This window comes from Halomonas campaniensis (genome assembly GCF_014193375.1).
In the GTDB taxonomy this organism is placed as follows: Bacteria; Pseudomonadota; Gammaproteobacteria; order Pseudomonadales; family Halomonadaceae; genus Halomonas; species Halomonas campaniensis.
On record NZ_JACHZF010000008.1, the window covers coordinates 106,420 to 131,048 of the forward strand.

Sequence of the window (24,629 nt, forward strand, 5' to 3'; positions counted from 1 at the left end):
GGAACGGACAAGCGACAGCCGCCGAGTCTAGCATGGCCTCGGGGCGCCGACAGCGGTTGCAATGTCGCACGGACGCCCGCATTACGTCAGGATACCTTCATCGCACACGACGCTTGAGGAGCCCGCAGATGAATGCATGGACCACCGCCCTGGGCGGCCGGCAGGAGGCCGAGGATCGGGTCGTCTTCGACACGCCGGCACAGGCTCGCCTGGCCCTGGACAGCACCGTGATCGCCCCGCTGGTCCACCTGGGCGTACTCGACATCACCGGCTCGGGCGCCGAGGCCTTCCTCCAGGGCCAGACCAGTGCGGAGGTCGGCCTGGCCGATGGCCGCTTCGCGCCGCTTACCGCCTTCTGCACCCCCAAGGGACGCATGCTGGCCAACGCCCAGCTGCTGCGCCTCGCCCCCGAGCACTACCGCCTGATCATGCATCGGGAGCTGGTGGCGCCCCTGGCCGATCACCTGAAGAAGTTTGCCGCCTTCTACAAGGTCGACTTGAGGACGCGCGACGACCTGGCGCTGATCGGCCTGATCGGCCAGGAGGCAACCGCCACCGCCGAGGTGCGTTTCGACATCGTGGCGCCCACGGTCTGGCACCATGCCGGCCAGGACGACACCCAGCTGCTCACCCACCCCGGGCCGCGCCCCCGGGTGCTGGCCTGCCTGCCCGCCGAGCAGGCACTCGCCTGCTGGGCGCGGCTCGCCGAATCGGCCAGCCCGGTGGGCAACGCCGTGTGGTGCCTGCACGACATCCAGGCCGGGATCGCCTGGCTCACCCCGGCACATCGCGACGCCCTGCTGCCGCAGATGATCAACTGGGAGGCGCTGGGCGGCATCAGCTTCAAGAAGGGCTGCTACACGGGGCAGGAGGTGGTGGCGCGGGCGCACTTCCGCGGCCAGGTGAAGAAGCGCCTGGTGCGGGCCCAGCTGGAGGGGAGCGAGCTGCCCGCCCTGGCAAGCCCGGTGGAGACCGCCGACGGCAAGGCCGTGGGCGAGGTGCTGGCCGCGGAGCTCGACGCCTATGACCAGGCGGAGATCCTGGCGGTGCTGAGCACCAAGGAGGACCTGGGCCCCCTGAGCGTGGCAGGCCAGGCCCTCAAGCTGCTGAAGCTGCCCTACCCCATCGAACGGCTGGACCCTGAGAGCCTGGCCGCCAGGCGCTGATCAGAGGCCGAAGAGCCGCCTGGCGGTGGCGGAGCTGGCCGCCGCCACCGCCTGCGGGGATTGCCCGCGCAGCTCGGCGACCGCCCGGCACACCTCCGCCACCCGCGCCGGCTCGTTGCGCTCGCCGCGGTGCCCGGCCAGCGGCATGTCGGGGCTGTCGGTCTCCAGCACATAGCCCTCGTCGGGCAGCGCCGCCACCGCCCGCCGCAGCCGCTGCGCCCGATCGAAGGTGACCGCCCCCCCCAGGCCGACGACGAAGCCGAGCTCGAGAAAGGCCGTCGCCTGCTCGGGTGAGCCCGCGAAGGCGTGGATCAGCCCGCCGGCGGGCAGCGCCAGCTGACGCAGCCGCCTGGCGACCCGGTCGTTGGCCCGCACGCAGTGGATCACCACCGGCAGGCGGCGATCCCTGGCCAGGCGCAGCTGGGCATCGAACAGCCGCCACTGGGCCTCCAGGGTGTCGGCGAAGCGGGCATCGATGCCACACTCGCCGACCGCCACCACCTCGGGATGCTCATCCAGCGCCGTCTCCAGGGCCGCCAGGTCCTGCTCGCCATGCTGATCCATGAAGTAGGGATGCAGCCCCAGGCAGACGCCGACGTCGTCGCGCTTCCCCAGCGCCAGCACGTCGGGCCAGCGCTCGCGCGTCGTGCCCGGCACCACGAAATGGGAAACGCCCACCGCCCTGGCCCGCTCGACCACCGCCTCGCGGTCGGCGTCGAAATCGGGGAAGTCCAGATGGCAGTGGGCGTCGATCAGCGGATGCATCACTATAGGCCCTCGGTCGCGACGAGAGGGACTTCACAGGGGAGTCTGAATCGCGGCTTTCCCGGCGACAGCCCTTCGCGGAGGCGCTGTAAACCCATCCCTGGGCGCTACCGATGCCATCCCTGGCATAGGACCTCCGCTTCGGGCTATCCCCGGCGCCGCTCGGCTTGGCACTATCCTGCTCGGCGCTCGGCGCTCAATGCTCCCGGGTGGGCTGGAAGCGGATCTCCGGCCAGCGCTCCTGGGTCATCTGCAGGTTGACCCGGGTGGGGGCGATATAGGTCAGGTAGCCGCCGCCGTCGATGGCCAGGTTGGCGCTGGCCTTGCGCTTGAACTCCTCGAGCTTCTTGGCGTCGTCGCAGTAGATCCAGCGGGCGGTGTTGACGTTGACCCCCTCGTAGACCGCCTCCACCTTGTACTCCTCCTTGAGGCGGTGAGCGACCACGTCGAACTGCAGGGTACCCACGGCACCGAGGATCAGGTCGTTGTTGTCCAGCGGCATGAACACCTGGGTGGCGCCCTCCTCGGAGAGCTGCTGCAGGCCCTTCTGCAGCGCCTTCATCTTGAGCGGGTCCTTCAAGCGCACGCGCTTGAACAGCTCCGGGGCGAAGTGCGGGATGCCGGTGAAGCGCATCTCCTCGCCCTGGGTGAAGGTGTCGCCGATCTGGATGGTGCCGTGGTTGTGCAGGCCGATGATGTCGCCGGGCCAGGCCTCCTCCACCTGGGAGCGGTCCGAGGCCATGAAGGTCAACGCATCCGCGATCTTTACATCTTTCCCGATGCGCACATGGCGCATCTTCATGTTCTTGTCGTACTTGCCCGAGCAGACCCGCAGGAAGGCGATGCGGTCGCGGTGGTTGGGATCCATGTTGGCCTGGATCTTGAACACGAAGCCGGTGAAGCGTGAATCCTCGGCCTCCACGGTGCGAGTGTCGGTCTCGCGAGGCTGGGGGGGCGGCGCATACTCGACGAAGCCGTCCATCATCTCGCGCACGCCGAAGTTGCCCATGGCGGTACCGAAGTAGACCGGGGTGAGCTCGCCGCGCAGGTAGGCGTCATGGTCGAAGGCGTGGGAGGCCCCGCGCACCAGCTCCACCTCCATGCGCAGCTCCTCGGCCTGCTCCTCGCCCAGCACCTCGTCCACCTCCGGGTTGTCGAGCCCCTCGATGCGCCTGTCATCGGGGATACGGCTGCCCTGCCCCTGGGTATAGAGGTGGATCACATCGTTGTAGAGGTGGTAGACGCCCCTGAAGTGGCGGCCCATGCCGATCGGCCAGGTCATCGGCGCGCACTGGATGTTAAGCACCGTCTCCACCTCGTCCATCACCTCGATGGGATCGCGGATGTCGCGGTCCATCTTGTTGACGAAGGTGAGGATCGGCGTGGTACGCAGGCGACACACCTCCATCAGCTTGATGGTACGCGCCTCGACGCCCTTGGCGCCGTCGATCACCATCAGCGCCGAGTCCACCGCGGTGAGGGTGCGGTAGGTGTCCTCGGAGAAGTCCTCGTGGCCCGGGGTGTCGAGCAGGTTGACGATGCGTCCGCCGTAGGGGAACTGCATCACCGAGGTGGTCACCGAGATGCCCCGCTCCTGCTCCATCTTCATCCAGTCGGAGGTGGCGTGGCGGTCGGCGCGCTTGCTCTTCACGGAACCGGCCATCTGGATGGCGTTCCCGAACAGCAGCATCTTCTCGGTGATGGTGGTCTTGCCCGCGTCGGGGTGAGAGATGATCGCGAAGGTCCTGCGCAGCCCGACTTCCCGGGCCAGAGTGGCATCTGACATCGATTTCGAATTCGTCTCGAGGCACCGGGGGCCGGTGCGTGGATTGGCATGGCCGGCATTCTACGCCCTCGAGCCAATGAAATGTAGGGCGGCGCCGGCGCCCGCTCAGCCCGCCTCGTCGTCCTCACCTTGCGCCGCCTCGCGCCAGCCCTGTTCGCTGGCCTGGTATTCGCGCACCAGCTGGTGCAGGAAGGCCATCCCGGCGGAGCTCAGGAAGTAGCGCTCGGCGCCACTGCGGAACAGGAAGTGGCGCCGGGCCAGGTACTCCATGGCCTCGGGCCAGCCCTTGTCGATACGCGCCGTGCGCAGGATATCCAGGTACTCCTCCTCGGCGCCCATGGCCTCGAGGTCGGCCTCGCGCAGCCCGGCATCGGGACGACCGAGGAACTCCAGGTCGCGGCCGCTGCGGGCGAAGTAGCGGCCGATCAGCAGCAGGATCACCTGCACCCGGAGGGCGTGCTCGTCGTGCTCGTCATCCTCCTCGTCGACCTGCTCGCGCAGGTAGAAGAAGCCGCCCGACTCGTGGAAGGCGAGTTCATAGCCCAGGTGCTCGTAGAGCCGCCGGAAGTGCCCCAGGTGGTTGTAGACCACGTTGTAGAGCGGATTGTCGACCAGCTCGGCGCGGTTCAGGTCCCACACCTGGCGCAGCAGCACCCGCCCCTGGGAGAACTCGCGGTAGATGGCCGCGCTGTGGGCCGGCAGCACCTCGTCGAAGCTGTCGGCGGTGCGAGCGATGGCATCGGTCATGGGGAAGGCTCCTCTTCCAGCCGGCGACGGCGGTAGACGTAGACGTCGCCGTCCTCGCCCTCGAGCAGGCGAAAGCGGTTGGTGGTGCGGATGGCCAGTCCCTCGGGGCCGGCGTGGGCCAGGCGGTTGAGCACCGCCAGCAGGTCCGGGAAGCGATAGCCGTCGATGAAGGCATCCAGGCGACCATGGAGCTCGCGCACCAGATCCTCGGTGGGCCGCAGCTCCAGGCCGTCGATCCAGCGGAACAGCGTCTCGATACGCCGGGCGTCGGTGCGGGCCTCCCCCAGCGAGGCCGTCAGGTCGGGCAGCGCCGGCGCCTCGGCGCGGCGGCGCAGGTCGGCCAGGCGCAGCTCGATCTCCGAGAAGAGCAGCCGATGGTAGCTGGCGGACCCTCCGAAGGCATAGGCGCGCGGCCGCAGGAAGCCCTTGAGCCCGGGGACGAAGGCGTTGCCGCGCACGAAGTCCCGGCCGCTGAGCCGGGTGACCCGCAGGTCGCGGCCGCGGGTGCGCTCGTGGAGCGCCTGCAGCCGCGCGAAGTGGTGCTCCATGGCGTTGTACTGGAGCATGCCGCGGCGGGTCTTGCGCAGGAAGTTGTCGACCTCCCGGGCCACGACCTGGATCGGCTTGTGCATGGCGTTGAGGCTCAGCGCCACGCGGAACACCTGGTCGGCCCGGGACTGCTTGCCGTGGCGCTCGAAGAGTCGGGTGAGCCCCTCCAGGGTGGCGAAGAGGTTGGCCCCGTCGGCCAGACGGGTATCCGGGTTGAGGAACGCCAGGGTCGGCTTGATATGGCGCTCGTAGAGGTGCGCGATGCGCTCGAGCATCGAGCGACGATAGGCGGCGAAGCGCTCCGGCGCCCGGCTCGCCTCGCCGGAGATGTCGGCAAGGTCGCTGCTGACCCCCTGCATGCGCACCACGTTCTGGCGCAGCAGGCCGATCAGCTGGCTGAGCTGGGCATTGAGCTCGTCGGCGAGCTCCGTGAAGTCCGGGTCGGCCTCGCTGAAGCTCGCCCCCTCGAGGCGCCCGTGCAGGTCGCGCAGGGAGACCAGGCGAGTGCGCAGCCGGGCATCGGTGAGCTCGCGGTAGAGCGACAGGTCGCAGAGGCGCAGCAGCTCCAGCAGCGACTCGTCGAAGACCAGCCGCTTCTCCCCCTCGACCTTGTCGATGTCGCTGACCAGGTTGGCATGGAAGAGATTGTCGCTGCTGAAGGCGCGCTGCAGGCGACGCCGCTCCTGGGCGCTGAGGTGGCGGCCGTGGTCCATCACCGCCTGCTGCAGGTCCAGCTCGCGCACGTGGCGCACCCCCTCGCAGTCCATGCGCTGGACCAGCCCCAGCAGGATGCCGGCATGCTCCAGCAGGATCCGGGTGGTCTCGAGGGTATTGAACCGCTTACTCATCGTCCACCTCGAGCAGCGAGGCCTGCTCCTGCCCCAGCCAGGCGGTCACCTCCCCCTCCCCGGCGAAGCCCTCCGGCCCGCCCCAGTAGACCAGGCTCCGGCGCGGCGAATAGGGCCGGGCGGTGCGCATCTGGCCCACCTCCAGGTGGCGGCCGACCTGGTAGATCAGCTCGGGGCTGGCGCTGTGGGTGGCCGCGGCGAACAGGTTGAACCCCTGCCGGCCGAGGCGCTCGAGCAGCGACGGCACCTGGCTGACATCCACGCTGGCCAGCTCGTCCAGCACCATCGGGAAGGCCAGGCCCACGCCGGGATAGAGGATGCGCCGCAGCAGGCGCTGGACAAGCTCCAGGTTGATCAGCGCGGTGGTCGAGGTGGACTGCCCCTTGGCATCGAGGCGGGTCTCGCTCTGCTTGCGGGTGCGGTAGCTGATGCCGGTGATCACCCGGTCCATGGTCAGCCGGTGGCCGCCCTGCCCCGGCGTCTCGCCGAAGAACTCGGCCACGAAGCCCTGCAGCCGCTCGTAGAAGGCGTCGGAAAGCAGCTGCCCCGAATAGGGATCGATCGCCTCGGACTCCTCGACCAGGTTGCGGAACTTGGGGTGGCAGTGGATCTCCACCCGGATCTCGGCCAGGTCATTGATGGTGACGCCCTCGAGTTCGTCGTTGAGCCGCCGCTCGAAGCGCTGGATATGCTCGGCGTTGGCGCGCAGCGCCTGGCGGTAGCTGGCCACCGTCTCGTTGTGGCTGGCGACCTGCTCCTGGAGCAGTTCGCGATGGCGGGGCAGCTCCCGGTAGAGCAGCCCGAGCTGCTCGCAGGCGCCGCGGATCACCGCGGCACCGGGACTCTCGTGCTGCAGCTGGCCCTCGTCGTCGGGCAGCACCCCGGCGCGCACGAAGTCCTTGAGCAGGTCGAGCACCTTGAGGCGCTGCAGGTCCAGCTCGTGGAGCGCCGCCTCGATGGTCTGCCAGCGCGCCTCGGTCAGCGACTCGGCGGCGAGGGCCTCGGCCGCCTCGATGCCGGCCAGCTGGGGACTGCGCGCCTGCAGGGCGCTGACCGACGCGCGCAGCCGCTGCAGCTCGGCCTGGCGTTCATCGATCCTGGCCAGGGCGTCGCGGGCCCGCGCCAGCGAGCCCTGCAGCGCATCGGCATCGCGACCGGTCTCGGCCAGCGCCTCGCGGTGCCCCTCCAGCAGGCCCTCCTGCTCGGCGATCTCCCGGTCGGCATCCTCGAGCCGCGTCTCCGCCCCGGCGAAACGCTTGAGGGCCCGGGCCTCCTCGCGGGCGGCCTCGAGCTCGCGCCGGGCCTCCTCGATGCGCCGCGGCCGGTCGATCCCGGCATCGTCATCGGCCAGCTCGGCCAGCTGGCGTTCACAGCGGCGGCGCTCCTCCTGCAGGTGACGGCGACTCTCCAGCAGGTCCTCGGGGCTCGAGTGGCGGGCGGAAAAGCGGGTATCGAACCAGCGAAACGCCTTCGATTCGCCCTCGAACAGCCTGGCGAAGGCGACGATCGTCGCCCGCGTGGCCTCGTCCAGCGCCTCCCCGGGGCTGGCCTGGACCAGCCGCGGATCGACGGCCATCAGCGGGGCCACCACCGCCTCCGGCAGCTGGCGGGCCAGCTGCCACTGCTCCCCGGCGATGCGCCGCGCCAGGGTCTCGAGCCGGACATCGACGTCCTGGAGCTGGGCGGCGAGGCGGGCCCGCTGCCCCTCGGCCTGGGCGGCGTCCTGCAGCGCCGCCAGCTGCTGCGCCTGCCCCTCGATCGCCTCCTCGAGCATGGCGCGGATCTCCGCCTGGGAGCAGCCCGGGTAGCGCGACACCAGCAGCTCGCCGCGACGCCGATCCTCCTCGGCCTGTTCGCGCTGCCGCCGGGCCGCCTTGAGGGCGCCCCGGGCCTCGCCGCTGGCCTGCTCGAGTTCCTTGACGCGCTGGCGGACGCGTTTCAGCGCGCCGTCCTCCCGCTCCACCGCCTCGGCGGCGTCGACCCGCTCGCGCACCAGGCTGGCCAGGCACTCCTCGAGGCCCTCGCGGAAGGCGGCGAATTCGCCCCGCACCTCTCCGCCATGGCGGTAGGCCGCATAGGCCCGGGTCAGGCGGTCGAAGCGCGGCTGCTCACGTTCGACGCGTTTCAGCTCGAGGTCGCGGGCCTTCAGCTCCTCGTGGCGGCGCAGGAACTGGTCGATGTCGAAGTCGAGCTCGTCGCTGGCGAACTTCTTGTCCGCCTCGACGATGCTGGCCACCGCCGCCGCCATGGCGCGATCGTCGGTGCTCATCTCGAACAGCAGCAGGATGAGGGTACGCAGCGACTCCACCTTGCGGGCATCGGCATCGGCCAGCGGGAAGACGCTGTAGCGCGAGGCGTCGGGCGACATCAGGTCGCTGGCGTAGAGCAGCCGCCTGAGCCGCGCCGTGTCGCTGGTCACCAGGCTGTCCCGGGAGGCCCGCCGGGCGGCATCGATCACCCGCTCGGCGGAGAGCTCCGGCACGCGCCCGCCGATGCCGTCCGGGTCGTCGTCGACCCGCCAGAACAGCCCGCGCAGGGCCTCGTAGGGCAGCGGCACGAAGAGCCGGTCGTACTCCAGGTCCCCGCGGCCGCGATAGAGCACCTGGCAGTGCACCCCGTGGGGGTTGCTCACCTCCATCACCAGGAAGCTGAAGCGACTGGGGAAGTAGTGCTGGAAGCTCTCCTCGTTGGCGTAGAAGCCCCCCGCCCGGGCATTGCGGAAGGCGAACTTGAGCCGGCTCTTGCGGAAGTTGTTCTCCGGCAGCAGGAAGAGGCGCAGCGCGTTGAGCAGGCTGGACTTGCCCAGGTTGCCGGGCCCCAGCAGCAGCGCATGGCGATCCACCGGGATCTCCACGTAGCCGAAGCCGGCGGAGTCGACCAGCACCAGGCGGCGGATCTCGAATCGAAAGGCGTCAGTCATCCATCGGCTCCAGCAGAATCTCCTGTTCCATGAAGTGCCCCGTCTCCCGGAAGGCCCGGGCCAGGCCGTGAAGCCCCAGTTGCTCGGCCAGCGCCACCGCCGCCAGGGCCCGCCCGGTATCGCCGGGGTGTCGCCGGAAGCGGTCATGCCACGCCGGCCATGCCGGCGGCTGCAGCAGGCTCGCGCGTTCGCCCAGGGCGTCGCGCAGCGAGGCGAACATCCGCAGCCCGCCGAGATCGTAGTCGAAGGCGCAGAGCACCCGCTCGTAGCCGGAGAGCCAGTCGACGACCGGCCGGCGGTTGATGCGGCTGCCGCCGCCCAGGATCACGTCGGCGTCCTCCGGCCCCAGCGCCAGGCCCGACCACCGGGAGGCCAGCCGGCGCATGGCCCGGGGGCGGGCAAAGTTCTGCTCGTTCTCGACGATCAGCGCGCTGCGCCGTGGCGTGAAGCCCTGCAGGACGCACCGGCCCTGCAGCACCACCACCCCGGGCCGCGCGTCCGGGAGGCCGAGATGGTGCACCAGCAGGTAGGCGGTGTCACCCGCGACGCGATGGGAGTCCCCCTGCCGCGTCGCCTCCAGGCGATCCCGCGGGCGACGCACGCGGGCCTCGAGCGCCTCCAGCTGCGCGGGCTCCCGGCAGGTCACCCGCCAGCGGTCGGTGGCGACCCGCTCGGTGGCGAACAGCTCCCGGTGCCGGGCCTGCCAGGGCGCCGGCAGGCGGCGCACGAAGGCCGCATAGTTGATCGGCTCGTCGCGGCGGATCGCGGCGAGATAGCGCTCGAGGCTCATGGGGCTCCCTCCCGGCCGGCACACCGCCCTAGCCTACCAGAGCCCCGCCCGTGCGTGACCGGGGAGGCCGGCGCCTGCAGGCGCCGGATCGGTTATCATCGGGGCAGAGATCCCGACGGAGTCGCCATGCCCATCACCCAGCCCCTGCCGCTCTCCACGCCGAACCGCAACCTGGTGCGGCTGACCATCGTGCGCGGGATCACCTGGACCGGCTTCCTGGCCGCCATCATCGTCGGCGTGGAGCTGCTCGGCTTCCAGCTGGAGGTGAACGCGGTGATCTCGGTGGTGCTGGCCATGGCGCTGATCAACCTGGCCACCTGGTGGCGGCTGGGTCGCCACTGGGCCGTCACCCATGGCGAGTACCTGGCCCACCTGCTGGCCGACGTGGCGGGCCTGACCCTGCTCTTCTACTTCACCGGCGGCTCGAGCAACCCCTTCATCACCTACTACCTGGTGCCGGTGACCATCGCCGCGGCGACCCTGCCCTGGCGCTTCGCCTGGATCATCGCCGTCACCGCCATGCTCGCCTACACCTTCCTGATGGGCTTCCACCAGCCGGTACCGCAGCTGACCCACGGCCACCGCGCGGCCCAGGCCCTCGACCTGCACGTGCTGGGCATGTGGCTGAACTTCGCCCTCTCCGCCGGCCTGGTGACCTTCTTCATCTACAAGATGGCCCATGCGCTGCGCAGCCGGGAGCAGGCGCTGTCGCGCACCCGCGAGTCGGCGCTGCGCAACGAGCAGGTGCTCGCCGTGGCCACCCAGGCGGCGGGCACCGCCCATGAGCTGGGGACGCCGCTCTCGACCATGGCGGTGCTGCTCGCCGAGATGCGCGACGAGGCCGGGGACAACCCGCTGCTGCAGAAGGACCTGGAACTGCTGCGCCAGCAGGTCGACACCTGCAAGGCACGCCTGCGCCAGCTGGTCGAGAGCGCCGACCGGCGGCGCATGGCAGAGCCGGAGAGCTGCGACGCCGAGCTGTGGCTGGCCGGCGTGGTGCAGCGCTGGCTGGTGCTGCGCCCCGACGTCAGCCATCGCATGGAGGTGGCCGAGCGGCGCGGCCGCCCCTGGCTGTCGGTGGATACCACCCTGGACCAGGCGCTGACCAACCTGCTCAACAACGCCGCCGATGCCAACCCCGACGACATCCTCATCAGCCTCGACTGGAACGACGACGAGGTGGTGATCGACATCCGCGACCATGGCCCCGGGGTCGCGATGGCCATCGCCGACCAGCTCGGCGAGACCTTCGTCTCCACCAAGAGCAAGGGCATGGGCATCGGCCTGTTCCTCACCCATGCCACCATCAACCGCTTCGGCGGTGGCGTCAGCCTCTACAACCACCCCGAGGGCGGGACCCTCACCGAGGTGGTGCTGCCCCGCCACCATCCCGGCAGCTGACCCGGCGCCGCCACCGCCCCGAACCCGCGAGGACACCATGCAAGAGCAAGAGACCCCTGAACGGCTGCTGATCGTCGACGACGACGAGATGTTCTGCCATGTGCTGGATCGCGCCCTGACCCGCCGCGGCTATCGGGTGCTGGTCGCCCACGATGCCGAGCAGGCCCTCGCCCTGGCCCACCAGCATCGCCCCGAGCTCGCCACCCTGGACCTGAAGCTGGAGCACGAGTCCGGGCTCAAGCTGCTGCCGGAGCTGCTGGAGATCGTGCCGGAGTGCCGGGTGGTGGTGCTGACGGGCTATTCGAGCATCGCCACGGCGGTGGAGGCGATCAAGCTCGGCGCGGTGAACTACCTGTGCAAGCCGGCGGATGCCGAGGAGGTGCTGGCGGCCTTCAGCAAGGAGGGAGGCGACCCGGAGACCGAGGTGGCCGAGCAGCCGCCGTCGATCAACCGCATCGCCTGGGAGCATATCCAGAAGGTGCTCCAGGAGCACGACGGCAACATCTCGGCCACCGCCCGCGCCCTGGGAATGCATCGGCGCACCCTGCAGCGCAAGCTGCAGAAGCGGCCGGTGAGGCGGTAGCGCCGAGCGCCGAGCGCCGAGCGCCATAGGATGATGTTTCCTGCCTCTCTGGTATCGAGAGGACTCCTGTCGACCTCGACACTTGCCGCCTGTCACTGGGCGGCTTGGCGCCAGGCGCTTGTCGCTGGGCGCTGTTACTGCGCCGTCCACCCCAGGTCGATGTTCCAGCTCGCGCCGGTGACCGCGCCGGCGGCGTCGGAGGCCAGGTAGGCGACCAGCTCGGCCACCTCCGAGGGTTCGATCAGGCGCTTGACGGCGGCATTCTTGAGCATGATCTTCTCGATCACCTCCTGCTCCTCCATGCCGTGCATCCTGGCCTGGTCGGCGATCTGGTTGTCCACCAGCGGCGTCTTCACGTAGGCGGGGCAGATGGCATTGGCGGTGATGCCCTGATCGCCGCCCTCCAGGGCCGCGGTCTTGGTCAGGCCGATCATGCCGTGCTTGGCGCTGATATAGGCCGACTTGCCCGGCGAGGCCACCTGGGCATGCACCGAGGCGATATTGATGATCCGCCCCCAGCCGTTCTCGCGCATGGAGGGCCAGACGGCCTGGCTGAGCAGGAAGGGCGCGGTCAGCATCAGGTCGATGATCTGCCGCCACTTGGCCTCGGGGAACGTCTCGATGGGCGAGACGTGCTGGATGCCGGCGTTGTTGACCAGGATATCCACCCGACCGAAGCGCTTGATCGCGTCGGCCACCGCCGCCTTGCAGGCCTCGCCGTCGGTGAGGTCGGCCTGGAAGAAGGCCGCCCCGGCGCGCTCGGCGACCTCCTGGCCGGCGGGATTGAAGTCCACCGCCAGTACCTGGTGGCCCTGTTCGCGGAAGTGACGCACCACGGCCTCGCCGATGCCGCTGCTGGTACCGGTGACCAGGGCGACGCGGGGAGTGGAAGTGGCAGACGCTGTCATGGACGACTCCTTGTGGGATGGCAGAGTGGGATGGCTGAACGTAGCGATGGATGGCAACCCGTCCAGCATAAGGGCCCGGCCCGCCGGGCGCTACCTCACCGCGCCTCGTCCGGCGCCATCACCCGCTCCATCAGCTGCTGGGCCAGGCGGCTGGCCGCCTCGCGGCCCGGGAGGTCGGAGAGGTCGTCGAGCAGCACGCAACGCCAGCACCAGTGGTCCGCGTCGACGTGGAAGGCCTCCAGGTCATAGTGCCCGGAGGGCAGCGCGATCCGGAGACGGCTCCCGGCGGCCGGGGCCGGCAGCCCCGCCGACGCCGGCAGCCCCGCCAGCGCCAGCGACAGCGACAGCGGGGTGACCAGGGCGCCGAGCAGCAGCTCGCCGTGCTCGGCGTCCCGCAGGGGCTGGAAGCAGAGGGCATCGGCCACCAGGCGGGGATTGAACTGCGGCAGCGCCTTGGCCGCCTTCAGGTGGTGGTAGGTCCACGCCTCGGCCAGCGCGCGCAGCCGGGCATACTGTTCGGGGCTCAGGGCCTGCATGGGCATCTCCCGTGGGTGGGGGCAGGCAGTATAGCGGAGCGGCACGGCCCGGGCAGCGCCCGCTCCGCCGCGCTGCTAAGCTGAGGGCCTGCCCATGCCACTGAGGGAGCCCCATGACCGACGCCGAACGCCTCGAACTGGCCATCGAGATCGCCCGCGAGGCCGGCGAGATGATCGCCGACGCCCGCCGGAACCAGACCTTCGGCCAGCGCTACAAGTCGGGCCACGAGCTGGTCACCGACGTGGACGTGGCCGTCGACACCCACATCACCGCGCGACTCCGCTCGGCCTGTCCCGACGAGTCGCGGCTCAGCGAGGAGCTCGCGCCGGATCGCAGCGAGCTCGCCAGTGGCCAGCCGCTGTGGGTCGTCGACCCCGTCGACGGCACCGTCAACTTCGCCCACGGCCTGCGCCACGTGGCGGTCTCCATCGCCTGGGCGATCGAGGGGCGGGTCAGGGTGGGGGTGGTGCACGCCCCCTTCCTGGGCGAGACCTTCACCGCGGTGGCCGGCCAGGGTGCCCATTGCAACGGCACGCCAATCCGCGCCAGCCGCCGCCACGACCTGTCCCACGCCCTGGTGGGCACCGGCTTCCCCTATCGCCGGGACAGCCGCCCGCCGCTGATGCGCCGCCTGGCAGGCGTCCTCGACCGCTGCCAGGACGTGCGACGCAACGGCTCCGCCGCCCTGGACCTGTGCGACGTGGCCTGCGGTCGCCTGGATGCCTACTACGAGAGCGTCTCCCCCTGGGACTTCGCCGCGGGCTGGCTGATCGCCCGGGAGGCGGGAGCCACCACCGGGCACCTCTACCCATGCCCCGAGGGGATCCCGGAGGACCTCCATGGCGAGAACCTGCTGGTCTCGAGCCCGGCCCTGCATCGCGAGCTCGGGGAGCTGCTGCGTCGTGCCGACGCCGGCGAGCTGGATGGCTCCTGGGCATCGCCATGACGCCAGGCATCCCCCCCACCGGGTGTCCCCGACGATAGGCGTCCCCGACTGGGCGTCCCCGACTGGGCGTCCCCGACTGGGCGTCCCCGACGATAGGCGCCGCCAATGGCGCGACTCGAGGGCCGCTATTGGCCTTCACCGTCGCCATCGGTCACAATGCGCATCGTTTCACCATCCACCCCCGATTCCGGACCGGCGCCCGCCTCCCGCGGCGGCGCCCCCCGTTCGCCACCAGCGCCCAGGAGCCCGTCCATGCACGTCACCATCTTCGGTCGTCCCGGCTGCCCCTTCTGCGTCTTCGCCAACGAGCTCGCCCAGCAGCTCGAGAGCGCCGGCGCCATCGAAGGCTTCCGCTACGTCGACATCCAGGCCGAGGGCATCACCAAGGCCGACCTCGAGAAGACCATCGGCAGGCCCGTCCATACGGTGCCGCAGATCTTCGTCGACGAGACCCCGATCGGCGGCTTCACCGAGTTCGATCGGTACGTGCGGGACCGGTCGCTGCTGGACACCGCCGCCGCCCGCTGACCCCCTGACGCCGCCCCGGGCGGCGGTTCGCGATGATGCGCCGTGGGGCGCCCCCCGACCGGGTGCGGATGCTACGCTGGGGAGGTTTCCCCCACGTCACGGAGCCGCCCATGGCGCATCCCCCCACGTCACAGGCCGCCGAGGCCCACTGGCACCAGACCGGCGAGCAGCATCGTCGCCTGATCGACAGCACCCGTTCCCTCGAGGCACTCACCACCGCGGTGGTCCACCCCTGTGACGAGCCCTCCCTGGCCGGTGCCCTGGCGGCCTGGCGGGAGGGCATCATCGTCCCGCTGCTGGTCGGCCCCCGCCACCGCATCGAGGCCGCCGCCGAGGCCCTGGGGGAGTCCCTGGACGGCCTGACGCTGATCGACACCCCCCATAGCCACGCCTCCGCCGAGCGGGCGGTCGAACTGGCCGCCCAGGGCGAGGTCGAGGCGCTGATGAAGGGCTCCCTGCATACCGACGAGCTGATGTCCGCCGCGGTGGACCGCCGCACCGGGCTGCGCACCGAACGGCTGATGAGCCATGTCTATGCCCTGGACGTGCCCAGCTACCCCCGGCCCCTGCTGATCTCCGACGCCGCCCTGCATATCACCCCCGACCTGGCGGCCAAGCGCGACATCATCCAGAACGCCATCGACCTTGCCCGGGCGCTGGGCATCTCGCAGCCCCGAGTGGCGCTGCTCTCGGCGGTGGAGACGGTGCGCTCCACCCTGCCCTCCACCATCGAGGCCGCCGCGCTGTGCAAGATGAGCGAGCGCGGCCAGATCCGCGGCGGGGTGCTGGACGGGCCCCTGGCCATCGACAATGCCGTCTCCCTGGCGGCCGCCCGGCAGAAGGGGCTGGGCTCCGAGGTGGCCGGGCAGGCCGACATCCTGATCGCCCCCAACCTGGAGTCGGCCAACATGATCGCCAAGCTGCTGATCCACCTGGCCCGCGCCCAGGCCGCGGGGCTGGTGGTGGGTGCCCGGGTGCCCATCATGCTGACCAGCCGGGCCGACGACGCGGAGACACGCCTCGCCTCGGCGGCCCTGGCCCTGCACCTGGCCCGGGTGACCCCCGCCCCGGACGACGCCCCGTGAGCCGCCTGCTGGTGATCAACGGCGGCTCGGCCACGCTCAAGTTCGGCCTCTACGACGACGGCCGCTGCTCGCTGCGCGGCCTGGTGGAACGGCTCGACGAGGCCCCTCGGCTCCGGCTGCTGCAGGGCAGCCTCGACGATGACGTCTTCCCCGCCAGCGAGGGCGGCCACGCGGCCGTGGCCGAGGCGCTGCTGGCCTGGCTCGACCGCCGGGTCGGGCTGGCCACCCTCGACGGGATCGGCCACCGGGTGGTTCATGGCGGCACCGCGCTCGACGCGCCGGTCGTGCTGGATGACGACCACCTGGCCTACCTGGCCGGCCTGGAGCCCCTCGCGCCGCTGCACCAGCCCCCTGCCCTGGCCATCATCCGCGCGCTGCGCGAGCGCCTGCCGGCCATGCCCCAGGTGGCCTGCTTCGACACCGCCTTCCACCGCACCCAGCCGCGGGTGCACCAGCTGTTTGCCCTGCCCCGCCGCCTGGCCGACGAGGGGGTGCTGCGCTACGGCTTCCACGGGCTCTCCTATGCCCACGTGACACGGCGGTTGCCCGAGCTGCTCGGCGAGCGGGCCCGCGGACGGGTGGTGATCGCCCATCTGGGGCAGGGCTGCAGCCTGTGCGCCCTGAAGGACGGGCGCAGCCTGACCACGTCGATGGGCTTCACCGCCCTGGACGGCATGATGATGGGCAGCCGCTGCGGCAGCCTGGACCCCGGGGTGGTGCTCCACCTCCAGCAGCAGCGCGGCATGGCCGTCGAGGAGGTCGAGCGGCTGCTCTACCGGGAGAGCGGCCTGCTGGGCGTCTCGGGGCTCTCCGCCGACATGCGCGACCTGCTGGCCAGCGACCATCCCCATGCCGAGGAGGCGGTGGCGCTGTTCATCGAGCGGCTGCTGCGCGAGATCGGCGCCCTGGTGGCCCTGCTCGGCGGCCTGGATGCGCTGGTCTTCACCGCCGGCATCGGCGAGCACGCCGCCGAGATCCGCGCCCGCACCGCGCGGCGCCTGGCATGGCTCGGGGCCAGGCTGGACGAGGACGCCAACCGGGAGCATGCGCCACGCTTCGACGCCGGCAGCGGCCCCGCCCTGGTCGTGATGCCCACCGACGAGGAGGCCGAGATCGCCGCCGCCACGCGTCGCTGCCTGGAAGCGTCTTTCCCTCGTTGAAAGGCCCCCGGGGGGCTGTGCCTATACTTCCCGCCAGCATCATGACAAGGGAAGCGTATCGATGCAGAGGGAAGAGTTCGTCCAGCAGCTGTGGCTGGACTATGTCCACCAGCACCCCGAGGTCGGCGGGCTGCGTCTGTGGCCGGTCGATGCCCCGGTCGAGTACCTGGCGCTGCTCACCCTGAACCACGGGCCCTTCGGCATGGATGCCCTGCTGCCGACCCTCGCCCATCTGGGCTATCGTCCGCGCCACCGCCACGCCATGGCCGACCGCGGCCTGCTGGTCAGCCTGCTCTCGCCCCCCGACAACGGCCCCTGGCTGGTCCTCGGCGAGCTGCAGCTGGGCACCCTCTCCCGGTGCCCGAGGGAGCGGCTCGAGGCGTTGGTCTGCCAGGCCCCGCGGGAGGACCAGCGCGGCCAGAACCTGCTGTGCCGCGGCCGTCCCTGGCCCATGCCCGACTGGGAGACCTACCTCGCCCTCTGCCAGGCGCATCCGCTGGCCGGCCTGCTGTCGATCAACGGGCCGCGCATGCACCACGCCGGCTTCGACTGCGGGCGCCTGGGCCAGCCTATCGCGGTGCTCGACGACCAGCTGCGCCAGGCCGGGCTCAGCGGCAGCTCCGATCGGCACCACGGGATCTTCCCGGTCTCGCCGCTCCTCGACTACCGCTTCTACCCCACCTGCTCCCGGCGCCTCGCCTTCGCCCAGGGTGACGAGCATCGCGTGGAACTCGGCGGCCTGGCTCTGGTGCAGAAGGAGGTCTCGGCCAACCAGGAGCGTGCCGTGGAGCTGCTGCTGCCCCACCACACCCGCTGCGAGGTCTCCTGACCCGCCGCCCCCTGTCGCTGCAGTGCCGCAGAGTCATCCACAGAATCTGTGGATAACGCTGTGCAAGAGCCACCGCCATCCCGCCGGACCCCGCGCCCCGGCGGCGCCCGAAGCGAAACGGTCAGTTTTTCGACAGCCCGGACGGCCGCGGCCCGGACACAGGGTCCGGGCCGCGGGGGTCATGCCCTGATCAGGCGTCGCGGGTCAGGCGTCGAAGGTCATCTCCGGGACATGGTCCGGCACGATGAGCTTGCCGGCCGTCTTCTCGACGATCTCCTCCACCGAGACACCCGGGGCGCGCTCCTTGAGGTGGAAGGCGCCGTCCTTGATCTCCAGGTAGGCCAGGTCGGTCAGCACCCGGTTGATGCAGCCGGCGCCGGTCAGCGGCAGGGTGCACTTCTCGAGCAGCTTGGATTCGCCGTGCTTGGAGGCGTGGGTCATGGTGCAGATGATGTTCTCGGCGCCGGCCACCAGGTCCATGGCGCCGCCCATGCCCTTGATCAGCTTGCCGGGGACCATCCAGGAGGCGATGTTGCCCTCCTGATCCACCTCGAAGGCGCCCAGCACCGTGAGGTCGACGTGGCCGCCGCGGATCATGGCGAAGGATTCCGCCGAGTCGAAGATCGCCGCACCCGGGCGGGCCGTGACGGTCTGCTTGCCGGCATTGATCATGTCCGGGTCGACCTCTTCCTCGGTGGGAAAGCGACCCATGCCCAGCAGCCCGTTCTCGGACTGCAGCATGACGTCGATGCCGTCGGGGACATAGTTGGCCACCAGGGTCGGGATGCCGATGCCCAGGTTGACGTAGAAGCCGTCTTCGAGTTCGCGCGCCACGCGCTGCGCCATCTGTTCGCGAGTCAGTGCCATCTTGTTGCCTCTTGTGTTCGGATGAGAAGCCTTGGGGTGTCGTGCAGCGTCGCGCCTTCAGCCTTCGCGGACGGTGCGCTTCTCGATGCGCTTCTCGAAGGTGCCCTGGATGATGCGGTCGACGTAGATGCCGGGGGTGTGGATCTGGTCCGGTGCCAGTTCGCCCGGCTCGACGATCTCCTCGACCTCGACCACGGTGATCTTGCCGCAGGTGGCGGCCAGGGGATTGAAGTTCTGGGCAGTGTCGCGGTAGACGACATTGCCGTAGCGATCCGCCTTCCAGCCCTTGACGATGGCGAAGTCGGCGTGGAACGCCTCCTCGAGGATGTAGTGGCGGCCGTTGAACTGGCGCACCTCCTTGCCCTCGCCGATCGGCGTGCCGTAGCCGGTGGCGGTATAGAAGGCGGGGATGCCGGCACCGCCGGCGCGCATCTTCTCGGCCAGGGTGCCCTGGGGCGTCAGGATCACGTCGATCTCGCCATCCAGCATCTGGCGCTCGAACAGGGCGTTCTCGCCCACGTAGGAGGCATAGATGCGCGAGATCTGCTTGTCCTCCAGCAGCAGGCCCAGGCCGAAGCCGTCGACGCCGCAGTTGTTGGAGAGCACGGTGAGGTCCTTGACGCCGAGGCGCTTGATCTCGGCGATCAGGTTCTCCGGGATGCCGCACAGGCCGAAGCCGCCGGCGGCCACGGTCATGCCGCTCTCGATGCCGGCCATAGCCTCTTCGTAGGAGTACACGCGTTTGTCGAATCCGGACATAGTGGCGCCTCGTGTTGTTGTCGATGGATCTTGCGGGGTGAAAGGATAGCGGGTCACGGGTGACACGATGAGGCCCAGTGTTGTGCCTGGCCATATATTTGTTAAGTTTGTTTTTCTTATCGATTGATTTGATCAGCCTATTAATTGGACCTTGGTAGCATGTCGATGACCGTCAAGCAGCTCCGCGCCTTCCTCGCCGTGGCCCAGACCCTGAGCTTCACCCAGGCCTGCGAGCGGCTGCACCTCTCCCAGCCGGCGCTGAGCCTGGCGATCAAGGGCCTCGAGGAGACCCTCGGGGGGCGGCTGCTGATCCGCAGCACACGCAGCGTGCGTCTCACCCCCGAGGGGGAATCTCTGGTGCCGCTGGCCAAGCGGCTGCTGGCCGAGTGGGACAACACCGAGGAGCTGCTGCGCCAGCGCTTCACCCTGCAGCTCGGCCGGCTGGCGGTGGCCGCCATGCCCTCCTTCGCCAGCAACCTGTTGCCCCCGGCGCTGATGGCCTTTCGGCGCCGCCACCCGCGGGTCAACGTCACGGTCCATGACGTGATCAACGAGCAGGTGATCGACATGGTCCGCAATCGCCAGGTGGAACTCGGCATCGTCTTCGAGCCCGAGGCGACCGGCAGCCTCGGCTTCACGCCGCTGTTCATCGACCGCTTCGTCGCCGTGGTACCGGCCGACTCCCTGCTGGCCGGCCACGAGCGACTCGACTGGGCCACCCTGCTGACCCACGACTTCATCGCCCTGCAGCGTCCCTCCATGGTCAGGCGGCTGCTGGAGCAGCAGCTGCGCCGCCGCGGCATCACCCTGCCCTGCGCCTTCGAGAGCCACCAGCTGGCCACCGTGGGGCGCATGGTGGCCAGCGGCCTGGGCGTCAGCGCCGTGCCCTCGCTCTGCCGCCGCCAGATGGAGGCGCTGGGGGCGCGCTGCCTGCCCCTGGAGGAGCCGGTGATCGAGCGGGCGGTAGGCATGATCACCCACGGCGAGCTGTCGGCGGCGGCGCTGGCCCTGCGCCAGGTGCTGGTCGAGACCATCGCGCCCCCCGAGGGGAGCCGCCCGGCCTGAGCCGCGGCGCTGGGCAGCCGTGCGACGATCCTTTAGCATTACCGCAACCACCCGACCGCGCCACCCCCGGCCCATCCAACAGGGAGAGACGCATGCCGGTCCTCAAGGGGCTCGTCAGCCTCCTGCTGCTGATCCTGACCACCGCCTTCTGGGGCATCCCGCTGATCCTGCTGACCCTGGTCAAGCTGGTCACCCCCGGGCGTCGCCTGCGCCGCCGGGTGCTCCAGGGCCTCAACCGGGTGGCGCTCAACTGGGTCGGCAGCAACCTCTGGTGGATGCGCCGCTGGCTCAAGCCCCGCCTGGCGATGCAGCTGCCCGAGGGGCTGTCTCGGGACCAGTGGTGGCTGGTGCTCTCCAACCATCGCAGCTGGACCGACATCTTCCTGCTGTTCCTGGCGCTGCATCGGCGCATCCCCATGCCGCACTTCTTCGTCAAGCGCCAGCTGATCTGGGTGCCCATCGTCGGCCTGGCCTTCTGGGCCATGGAGTTCCCCATGCTGCGCCGCCTCAGCCGGGAGCAGCGCGAGCGCAACCCCCAGCTGGCACGCCGCGACCGGGAGGCCACCGAGCGCATGTGCCGTCACGCCCGGGAGCGCCCGATCGCCATCTACAACTTCGTCGAGGGCACCCGCTTCACCCCGGCCAAGCACGCCGCCCAGGAGTCTCCCTATACCCACCTGCTGCGCCCCCGGGCCGGCGGCATCGCCCAGGTGCTGAACCTGCTCGGCGACCGGCTCGGTGGTATCCTCGACGTGACGCTCCACTACGACAATCCCGACCCCACCTTCTGGGGCTTCCTGTGCGGCCGGGAGGGGCGCGTGGCCCTGGTGGCCAGGCGCCTCGAGATTCCCGCCTGGATGCTCGACGGCGACTACGACGACCCGGACTACAAGGAATGCTTCCACTCATGGCTCAACGCCCTGTGGCAGGACAAGGACGACGCGCTCTCGCACTCCTCCTGATCGCGCTGCTGCTTGCCGGCTGCGCCTCGCGCCCCGACGGCGCCACCACCCGCGACTCGGCTGCCTCCCCCAGCGCTGGCTGGGTCACCGTGCAGCGCGGCGACACCCTCGGCGAGATCGCCCGGCGCGGCGAGGTCCCGCTGGAGCGCCTGCAGCGCTTCAACCCGGGGGTCGACGCCCGCCGCCTGGCGGTGGGCCAGAGACTGCTGATGCCCACCCAGCAGGAGCGCGCCCCCTCCGGGGGACCCTACCGCTACCAGGTGCGGCCCGGCGACACTTACTCCAGCATCGCCCGGCGCTTCGACACCCGGGCCTCGCGGATCCAGGCCGCCAATCCCGGCATCGAACCCACTGCCCTGCGGGTCGGCCAGGTCATCCAGGTGCCCCTCTCGGGCGGCGCCACGGCGAGCCGCGGCGCATCCCGGGGCGGCTCGACGGGCAGCGGTTCGGGCGGGACCAGCGGGGGCTCGCCCGCTCGCGCCAGCCTGCCGGACCCCGGCGACCTGCCCGCCTCGGCCCGCAACTGGCCCTGGCCGCTGGCGGACTACCGCATCGTGCGCCGCTTCGGCAGCGACGGGCGGGGTACCCTGCAGCCGATGCTGCTGGCCACCAGCCGGGGCGCCCAGGCCCGGGCGGTGGCCGACGGCGACGTGCGCTTCGCCGACAGCATGCGCCAGCTCGGCCAGGTGGTGATCGTCCACCATGCCGACAACCTGCAGAGCGTCTACGCCTTGTGCGAGCGGACGCTGGTGGCCGACGGCGACCGGGTCAGCCGCGGCACCCCGCTCTGCGAGGTGGGCTACAGCAACGCCACCGAGCGCCACGACCTGCTCTTCGACCTGCGCCACGGCGGCAAGCCCATCGACCCGCGCCGCGTCCTCCGCTGACCCCCGGCGCGCTGTCATCGACGGGTCATGGAGACGTCGCCGAGGCGTCATGCCGGCCTGACATCCTCGATACCTGACGGGGCCCCTTTCGGGCCCGCGACAGGACGAGGAACGTCATGCGCATCTGTCTGGTGAGCGAGACATGGACGCCCGACATCAACGGGGTCGCCCACACCCTGGGCCAGCTGAGCGGTGAGCTCTGCTCGCGCGGCCTTCGGCTGCAGCTGATCCGCCCCCGCCCCCTGACTCCCGCCCCGCCACGCAGCGCCGGCATGGAAGCCGAGCTCCGGGTGCGCGGGGTCTCCGTGCCCGGCTACCGGGAGGTCCGCCTGGGCCTGCCCGCCAGCCGCGCGATCCTGCGGCTGTGGCGCGAACAGCGCCCGGACGTGGTCTACCTGGCCACCCAGGGTCCACTGGGCTGGTCCGCCCAGCGGGTGGCGAGGCGCCTGGCCATTCCGACGGTCGCCGGCTGGCACACCAACTTCGACCACTACTGCCGCGACTACGGCCTCCCCTGGCTGGCCCCGCTGGTCATCCGTCGCCTGCGCGCCTTCCACAACCGCTGTGCGGCCACCCTGGTCCCGACCCGCGACCAGGCCCGTGCCCTGGCGGCCCTGGGCTTCGACAACCTGCGCCTCATGGCGCGCGGCATCGACGGCGAACGCTTCTCCCCGGCCCATCGCGACCCCGAGCTGCGCCGCCGCTGGGGCGCCGGCGAGCATCGCCCGGTCGCCCTCCACGTGGGACGCCTGGCCCCCGAGAAGAACCTCGACCTGCTGCGCGACACCTTCCTGGCAATGCAGGACGCCCGGCCGGACCTGCGCCAGGTGATCGTCGGCGACGGGCCCGGAAGGCGCCTGCTGGAACGGGCCCTGCCCGAGGCCAACTTCACCGGCTTCATCGACCCGCAGGCGCTGGTGCGCCACTACGCCAGCGCCGACCTCTTCATCTTCCCCTCGCTCTCCGAGACCTGGGGGAACGTCGTGCTCGAGGCCATGGCCAGCGGGCTCGGCGTGGTGGCCTTCCGCCACGCCGCCGGCGCCGAGCTGATCGACGACGATGTCAACGGCATCACCGCGCCCGCCGACGACCCGACGGCGTTCCGCGAGGCGGCGGTGACCCTCTGCCAGCAGCCGGCACGCACCGCCCGGCTGGGGCGTGCCGCACGCCAGCGGGCCCTGGCCTACACCTGGCCGGCCATCACCGACGACTTTGTCGCCACCCTCGACCTCGCCCGGGAGACACGCCATGGAACCTCGCGCCCACGCCCTGCTTGAACGGCTCGACCTGGTGGAGTGGCGGCTCTGCCAGCGCATCGGCCGGCTCAACCTCTACCGCCCCTGGCTGACCCTGCTGCGCCTGGCCAGCCGGCTCGGCGACTGGCCGGCCTGGGTCGCGCTGATCCTGGCCCAGCCGCTGCTGCATGAGGCCGGCGGCTGGCGAGCCCTGCTGCAGTACACCCTGACGGCCCTGGTGGCTATCGCCGTCTACCGGCTGATCAAGACCCGCCTGTGCCGGGAGCGTCCCTTTATCACCTTCGTCGGCAATGTGCGCTCCCACGAACCGGCCCGGGACCGCTACAGCTTCCCCAGCGGGCATACCATGCACGCGGTGCTGTTCCTGGCGCTGACCGCGAGCCACCTGCCCTGGCTGGCGCCCTGGCTGGGGCCGCTGGTGCTCCTCATCGCCGTCTCGCGGGTCGGCCTCGGCCTGCACTACCTGAGCGACGTGGCCGCCGGTGCCGTGCTCGGCCTGCTGTTTGCCCTGGCGAGCCTGACCCTGGTCGGCTGAGCCTCGTGGGATCGCCGCCGCCATGGCATCCTTGGGTGATGCCGACCGACATCCTGCTGTCCGACCCGCCCCTGTGGCTGACGACTCCCCTACTGGGCGAGCCGCAGGCCAGCGAACTGCTGGCCCGGCTCGACGCCGAGCTGGCGTGGCAACGCCCGACGCTGCGCCTCTATGGCCGGGAGCACCCCATCCCCCGCCGCCAGGTCTGGATGGGCGACCCCGAGGCGCGCTACCGCTACTCCGCTCGGGACTTCCATCCCGATCCCTGGCACCCCGCCGTGGCGGCCCTGCGCGACCGGGTGACCGATGCCCTGGCGGCCTCCGGCACCCCGGCCCGCTTCAACAGCGTGCTGCTCAACCGCTACGCCGACGGCGAGGAGCGCATGGGCTGGCACAGCGACGACGAGCCCGAGCTCGGGTGCGACCCGCTGATCGCCGCCGTGTCGCTGGGGGCCGAGCGCCCGCTGCGCTTCCGCGGGAAACCGGGCGTGGCCCGTCCCGGTGACGCGGGGCCCTTGTCACCCTTCAACGTCTGGCTGCCCCACGACAGCCTGCTGGTGATGGGCCCCGGCGCGCAGGGCGCCCTGCAGCACGCGCTGCTGCCGCGCAAGATTCCCGGGCTGCGCATCAGCCTGACCTTTCGCTGGGTGGTAGGCTGATCGCCTCGATTCCAGGTCAGTGGCGGGCTAACTTTCCGGCAAGGGTGATAACGGTATAAAAATCACACCCCACAACGCACAGCGGCCACCC

General features: G+C 70.7%; 24 protein-coding genes. 14 read left to right on the forward strand and 10 right to left on the reverse strand.

All coding sequences use genetic code 11. The features are described from left to right. Positions 1-128: 128 nt before the first annotated feature. Positions 129-1,166: a CAF17-like 4Fe-4S cluster assembly/insertion protein YgfZ gene (ygfZ, locus tag BDK63_RS06910; RefSeq protein WP_183330633.1), complete on the forward strand. Its 1,038-nt coding sequence runs from the start codon at positions 129-131 to the stop codon at positions 1,164-1,166. Here the strand turns inward: ygfZ and BDK63_RS06915 are convergent, their stop codons facing one another. The 6 genes from BDK63_RS06915 to BDK63_RS06940 form a co-directional block, all read right to left on the reverse strand. Next, positions 1,167-1,931, reverse strand: coding sequence for a TatD family hydrolase (locus tag BDK63_RS06915; RefSeq protein WP_183330634.1), 765 nt, complete (start codon positions 1,929-1,931; stop codon positions 1,167-1,169). Between the two features lie 196 nt (positions 1,932-2,127). Beyond that, entirely contained in the window at positions 2,128-3,717 is a 1,590-nt protein-coding gene (locus tag BDK63_RS06920) for a peptide chain release factor 3 (protein ID WP_183330635.1), read from the reverse strand. A gap of 105 nt (positions 3,718-3,822) precedes the next feature. Continuing rightward, positions 3,823-4,464 carry a condensin complex protein MksE gene (locus BDK63_RS06925; RefSeq protein WP_183330636.1) on the reverse strand — a complete coding sequence of 214 codons (642 nt, stop codon included), beginning with the start codon at positions 4,462-4,464 and terminating at the stop codon, positions 3,823-3,825. After that, positions 4,461-5,861, reverse strand: coding sequence for a hypothetical protein (locus BDK63_RS06930; protein ID WP_183330637.1), 1,401 nt, complete (start codon positions 5,859-5,861; stop codon positions 4,461-4,463). Before BDK63_RS06930 ends, BDK63_RS06925 begins: the two co-directional genes overlap by 4 nt. Beyond that, entirely contained in the window at positions 5,854-8,781 is a 2,928-nt protein-coding gene (locus BDK63_RS06935) for a coiled-coil domain-containing protein (RefSeq protein WP_183330638.1), read from the reverse strand. Before BDK63_RS06935 ends, BDK63_RS06930 begins: the two co-directional genes overlap by 8 nt. Further along, complete coding sequence (locus BDK63_RS06940; RefSeq protein ID WP_183330639.1) at positions 8,774-9,571, reverse strand: hypothetical protein; 798 nt, start codon at positions 9,569-9,571, stop codon at positions 8,774-8,776. The genes BDK63_RS06935 and BDK63_RS06940 overlap by 8 nt, the downstream gene beginning before the upstream one ends. A 126-nt stretch (positions 9,572-9,697) precedes the next feature. Between BDK63_RS06940 and BDK63_RS06945 the strand changes: the two genes are divergently transcribed. Together BDK63_RS06945 and BDK63_RS06950 are read left to right on the forward strand one after the other, a co-directional pair. Then, positions 9,698-10,972, forward strand: a complete 1,275-nt coding sequence (locus BDK63_RS06945) for an ATP-binding protein (protein WP_183330640.1) — start codon at positions 9,698-9,700, stop codon at positions 10,970-10,972. A gap of 37 nt (positions 10,973-11,009) precedes the next feature. After that, positions 11,010-11,555: a response regulator transcription factor gene (locus tag BDK63_RS06950; RefSeq protein ID WP_183330641.1), complete on the forward strand. Its 546-nt coding sequence runs from the start codon at positions 11,010-11,012 to the stop codon at positions 11,553-11,555. Positions 11,556-11,689: 134 nt separating this feature from the next. Here the strand turns inward: BDK63_RS06950 and BDK63_RS06955 are convergent, their stop codons facing one another. Continuing rightward, positions 11,690-12,463 (reverse strand): 3-hydroxybutyrate dehydrogenase, encoded by a 774-nt coding sequence (locus tag BDK63_RS06955; RefSeq protein WP_183330642.1) that lies wholly within the window; start codon positions 12,461-12,463, stop codon positions 11,690-11,692. Positions 12,464-12,558: 95 nt separating this feature from the next. Continuing rightward, entirely contained in the window at positions 12,559-12,999 is a 441-nt protein-coding gene (gene hybE, locus BDK63_RS06960) for a [NiFe]-hydrogenase assembly chaperone HybE (RefSeq protein WP_183330643.1), read from the reverse strand. Positions 13,000-13,112: 113 nt separating this feature from the next. Here hybE and BDK63_RS06965 point away from each other — a divergent pair, with 113 nt between their 5' ends. The 5 genes from BDK63_RS06965 to BDK63_RS06985 all read left to right on the forward strand — a co-directional run bounded on the left by BDK63_RS06965 (position 13,113) and on the right by BDK63_RS06985 (position 17,548). Continuing rightward, the gene (locus tag BDK63_RS06965; RefSeq protein ID WP_183330644.1) at positions 13,113-13,946 is read left to right on the forward strand and encodes an inositol monophosphatase family protein; all 834 of its coding nucleotides are present in this window, start codon (positions 13,113-13,115) and stop codon (positions 13,944-13,946) included. Between the two features lie 252 nt (positions 13,947-14,198). Next, positions 14,199-14,474 carry a GrxA family glutaredoxin gene (locus tag BDK63_RS06970; protein WP_183330645.1) on the forward strand — a complete coding sequence of 92 codons (276 nt, stop codon included), beginning with the start codon at positions 14,199-14,201 and terminating at the stop codon, positions 14,472-14,474. A 110-nt stretch (positions 14,475-14,584) separates the two neighbouring features. Continuing rightward, positions 14,585-15,559 (forward strand): bifunctional enoyl-CoA hydratase/phosphate acetyltransferase, encoded by a 975-nt coding sequence (locus tag BDK63_RS06975; protein ID WP_246385900.1) that lies wholly within the window; start codon positions 14,585-14,587, stop codon positions 15,557-15,559. Then, entirely contained in the window at positions 15,556-16,719 is a 1,164-nt protein-coding gene (locus BDK63_RS06980; RefSeq protein WP_183330647.1) for an acetate/propionate family kinase, read from the forward strand. Before BDK63_RS06975 ends, BDK63_RS06980 begins: the two co-directional genes overlap by 4 nt. Before the next feature lie 61 nt (positions 16,720-16,780). After that, entirely contained in the window at positions 16,781-17,548 is a 768-nt protein-coding gene (locus BDK63_RS06985; protein ID WP_183330648.1) for a VOC family protein, read from the forward strand. 204 nt (positions 17,549-17,752) lie between these two features. Here the strand turns inward: BDK63_RS06985 and BDK63_RS06990 are convergent, their stop codons facing one another. Beyond that, on the reverse strand, positions 17,753-18,415 hold the full coding sequence (locus tag BDK63_RS06990; RefSeq protein WP_183330649.1) for a CoA transferase subunit B: 663 nt from the start codon (positions 18,413-18,415) through the stop codon (positions 17,753-17,755). A gap of 57 nt (positions 18,416-18,472) precedes the next feature. After that, positions 18,473-19,174, reverse strand: coding sequence for a CoA transferase subunit A (locus BDK63_RS06995; RefSeq protein ID WP_183330650.1), 702 nt, complete (start codon positions 19,172-19,174; stop codon positions 18,473-18,475). A gap of 165 nt (positions 19,175-19,339) precedes the next feature. Here BDK63_RS06995 and BDK63_RS07000 point away from each other — a divergent pair, with 165 nt between their 5' ends. The 6 genes from BDK63_RS07000 to BDK63_RS07025 all read left to right on the forward strand — a co-directional run bounded on the left by BDK63_RS07000 (position 19,340) and on the right by BDK63_RS07025 (position 24,538). Further along, positions 19,340-20,239: a LysR family transcriptional regulator gene (locus BDK63_RS07000; RefSeq protein WP_183330695.1), complete on the forward strand. Its 900-nt coding sequence runs from the start codon at positions 19,340-19,342 to the stop codon at positions 20,237-20,239. A 92-nt stretch (positions 20,240-20,331) separates the two neighbouring features. Beyond that, positions 20,332-21,201, forward strand: a complete 870-nt coding sequence (locus BDK63_RS07005) for an acyltransferase (RefSeq protein WP_183330651.1) — start codon at positions 20,332-20,334, stop codon at positions 21,199-21,201. Beyond that, positions 21,147-22,088 carry a LysM peptidoglycan-binding domain-containing protein gene (locus BDK63_RS07010; RefSeq protein ID WP_183330652.1) on the forward strand — a complete coding sequence of 314 codons (942 nt, stop codon included), beginning with the start codon at positions 21,147-21,149 and terminating at the stop codon, positions 22,086-22,088. Before BDK63_RS07005 ends, BDK63_RS07010 begins: the two co-directional genes overlap by 55 nt. A gap of 116 nt (positions 22,089-22,204) precedes the next feature. Next, the gene (locus BDK63_RS07015) at positions 22,205-23,365 is read left to right on the forward strand and encodes a glycosyltransferase family 4 protein (RefSeq protein ID WP_183330653.1); all 1,161 of its coding nucleotides are present in this window, start codon (positions 22,205-22,207) and stop codon (positions 23,363-23,365) included. Next, positions 23,337-23,879: a phosphatase PAP2 family protein gene (locus BDK63_RS07020; protein WP_183330654.1), complete on the forward strand. Its 543-nt coding sequence runs from the start codon at positions 23,337-23,339 to the stop codon at positions 23,877-23,879. Before BDK63_RS07015 ends, BDK63_RS07020 begins: the two co-directional genes overlap by 29 nt. Before the next feature lie 38 nt (positions 23,880-23,917). Beyond that, a complete protein-coding gene (locus BDK63_RS07025; RefSeq protein WP_183330655.1) occupies positions 23,918-24,538 on the forward strand; it encodes an alpha-ketoglutarate-dependent dioxygenase AlkB family protein in 621 nt (206 codons plus the stop codon). The last annotated feature ends 91 nt before the right edge of the window (positions 24,539-24,629 follow it).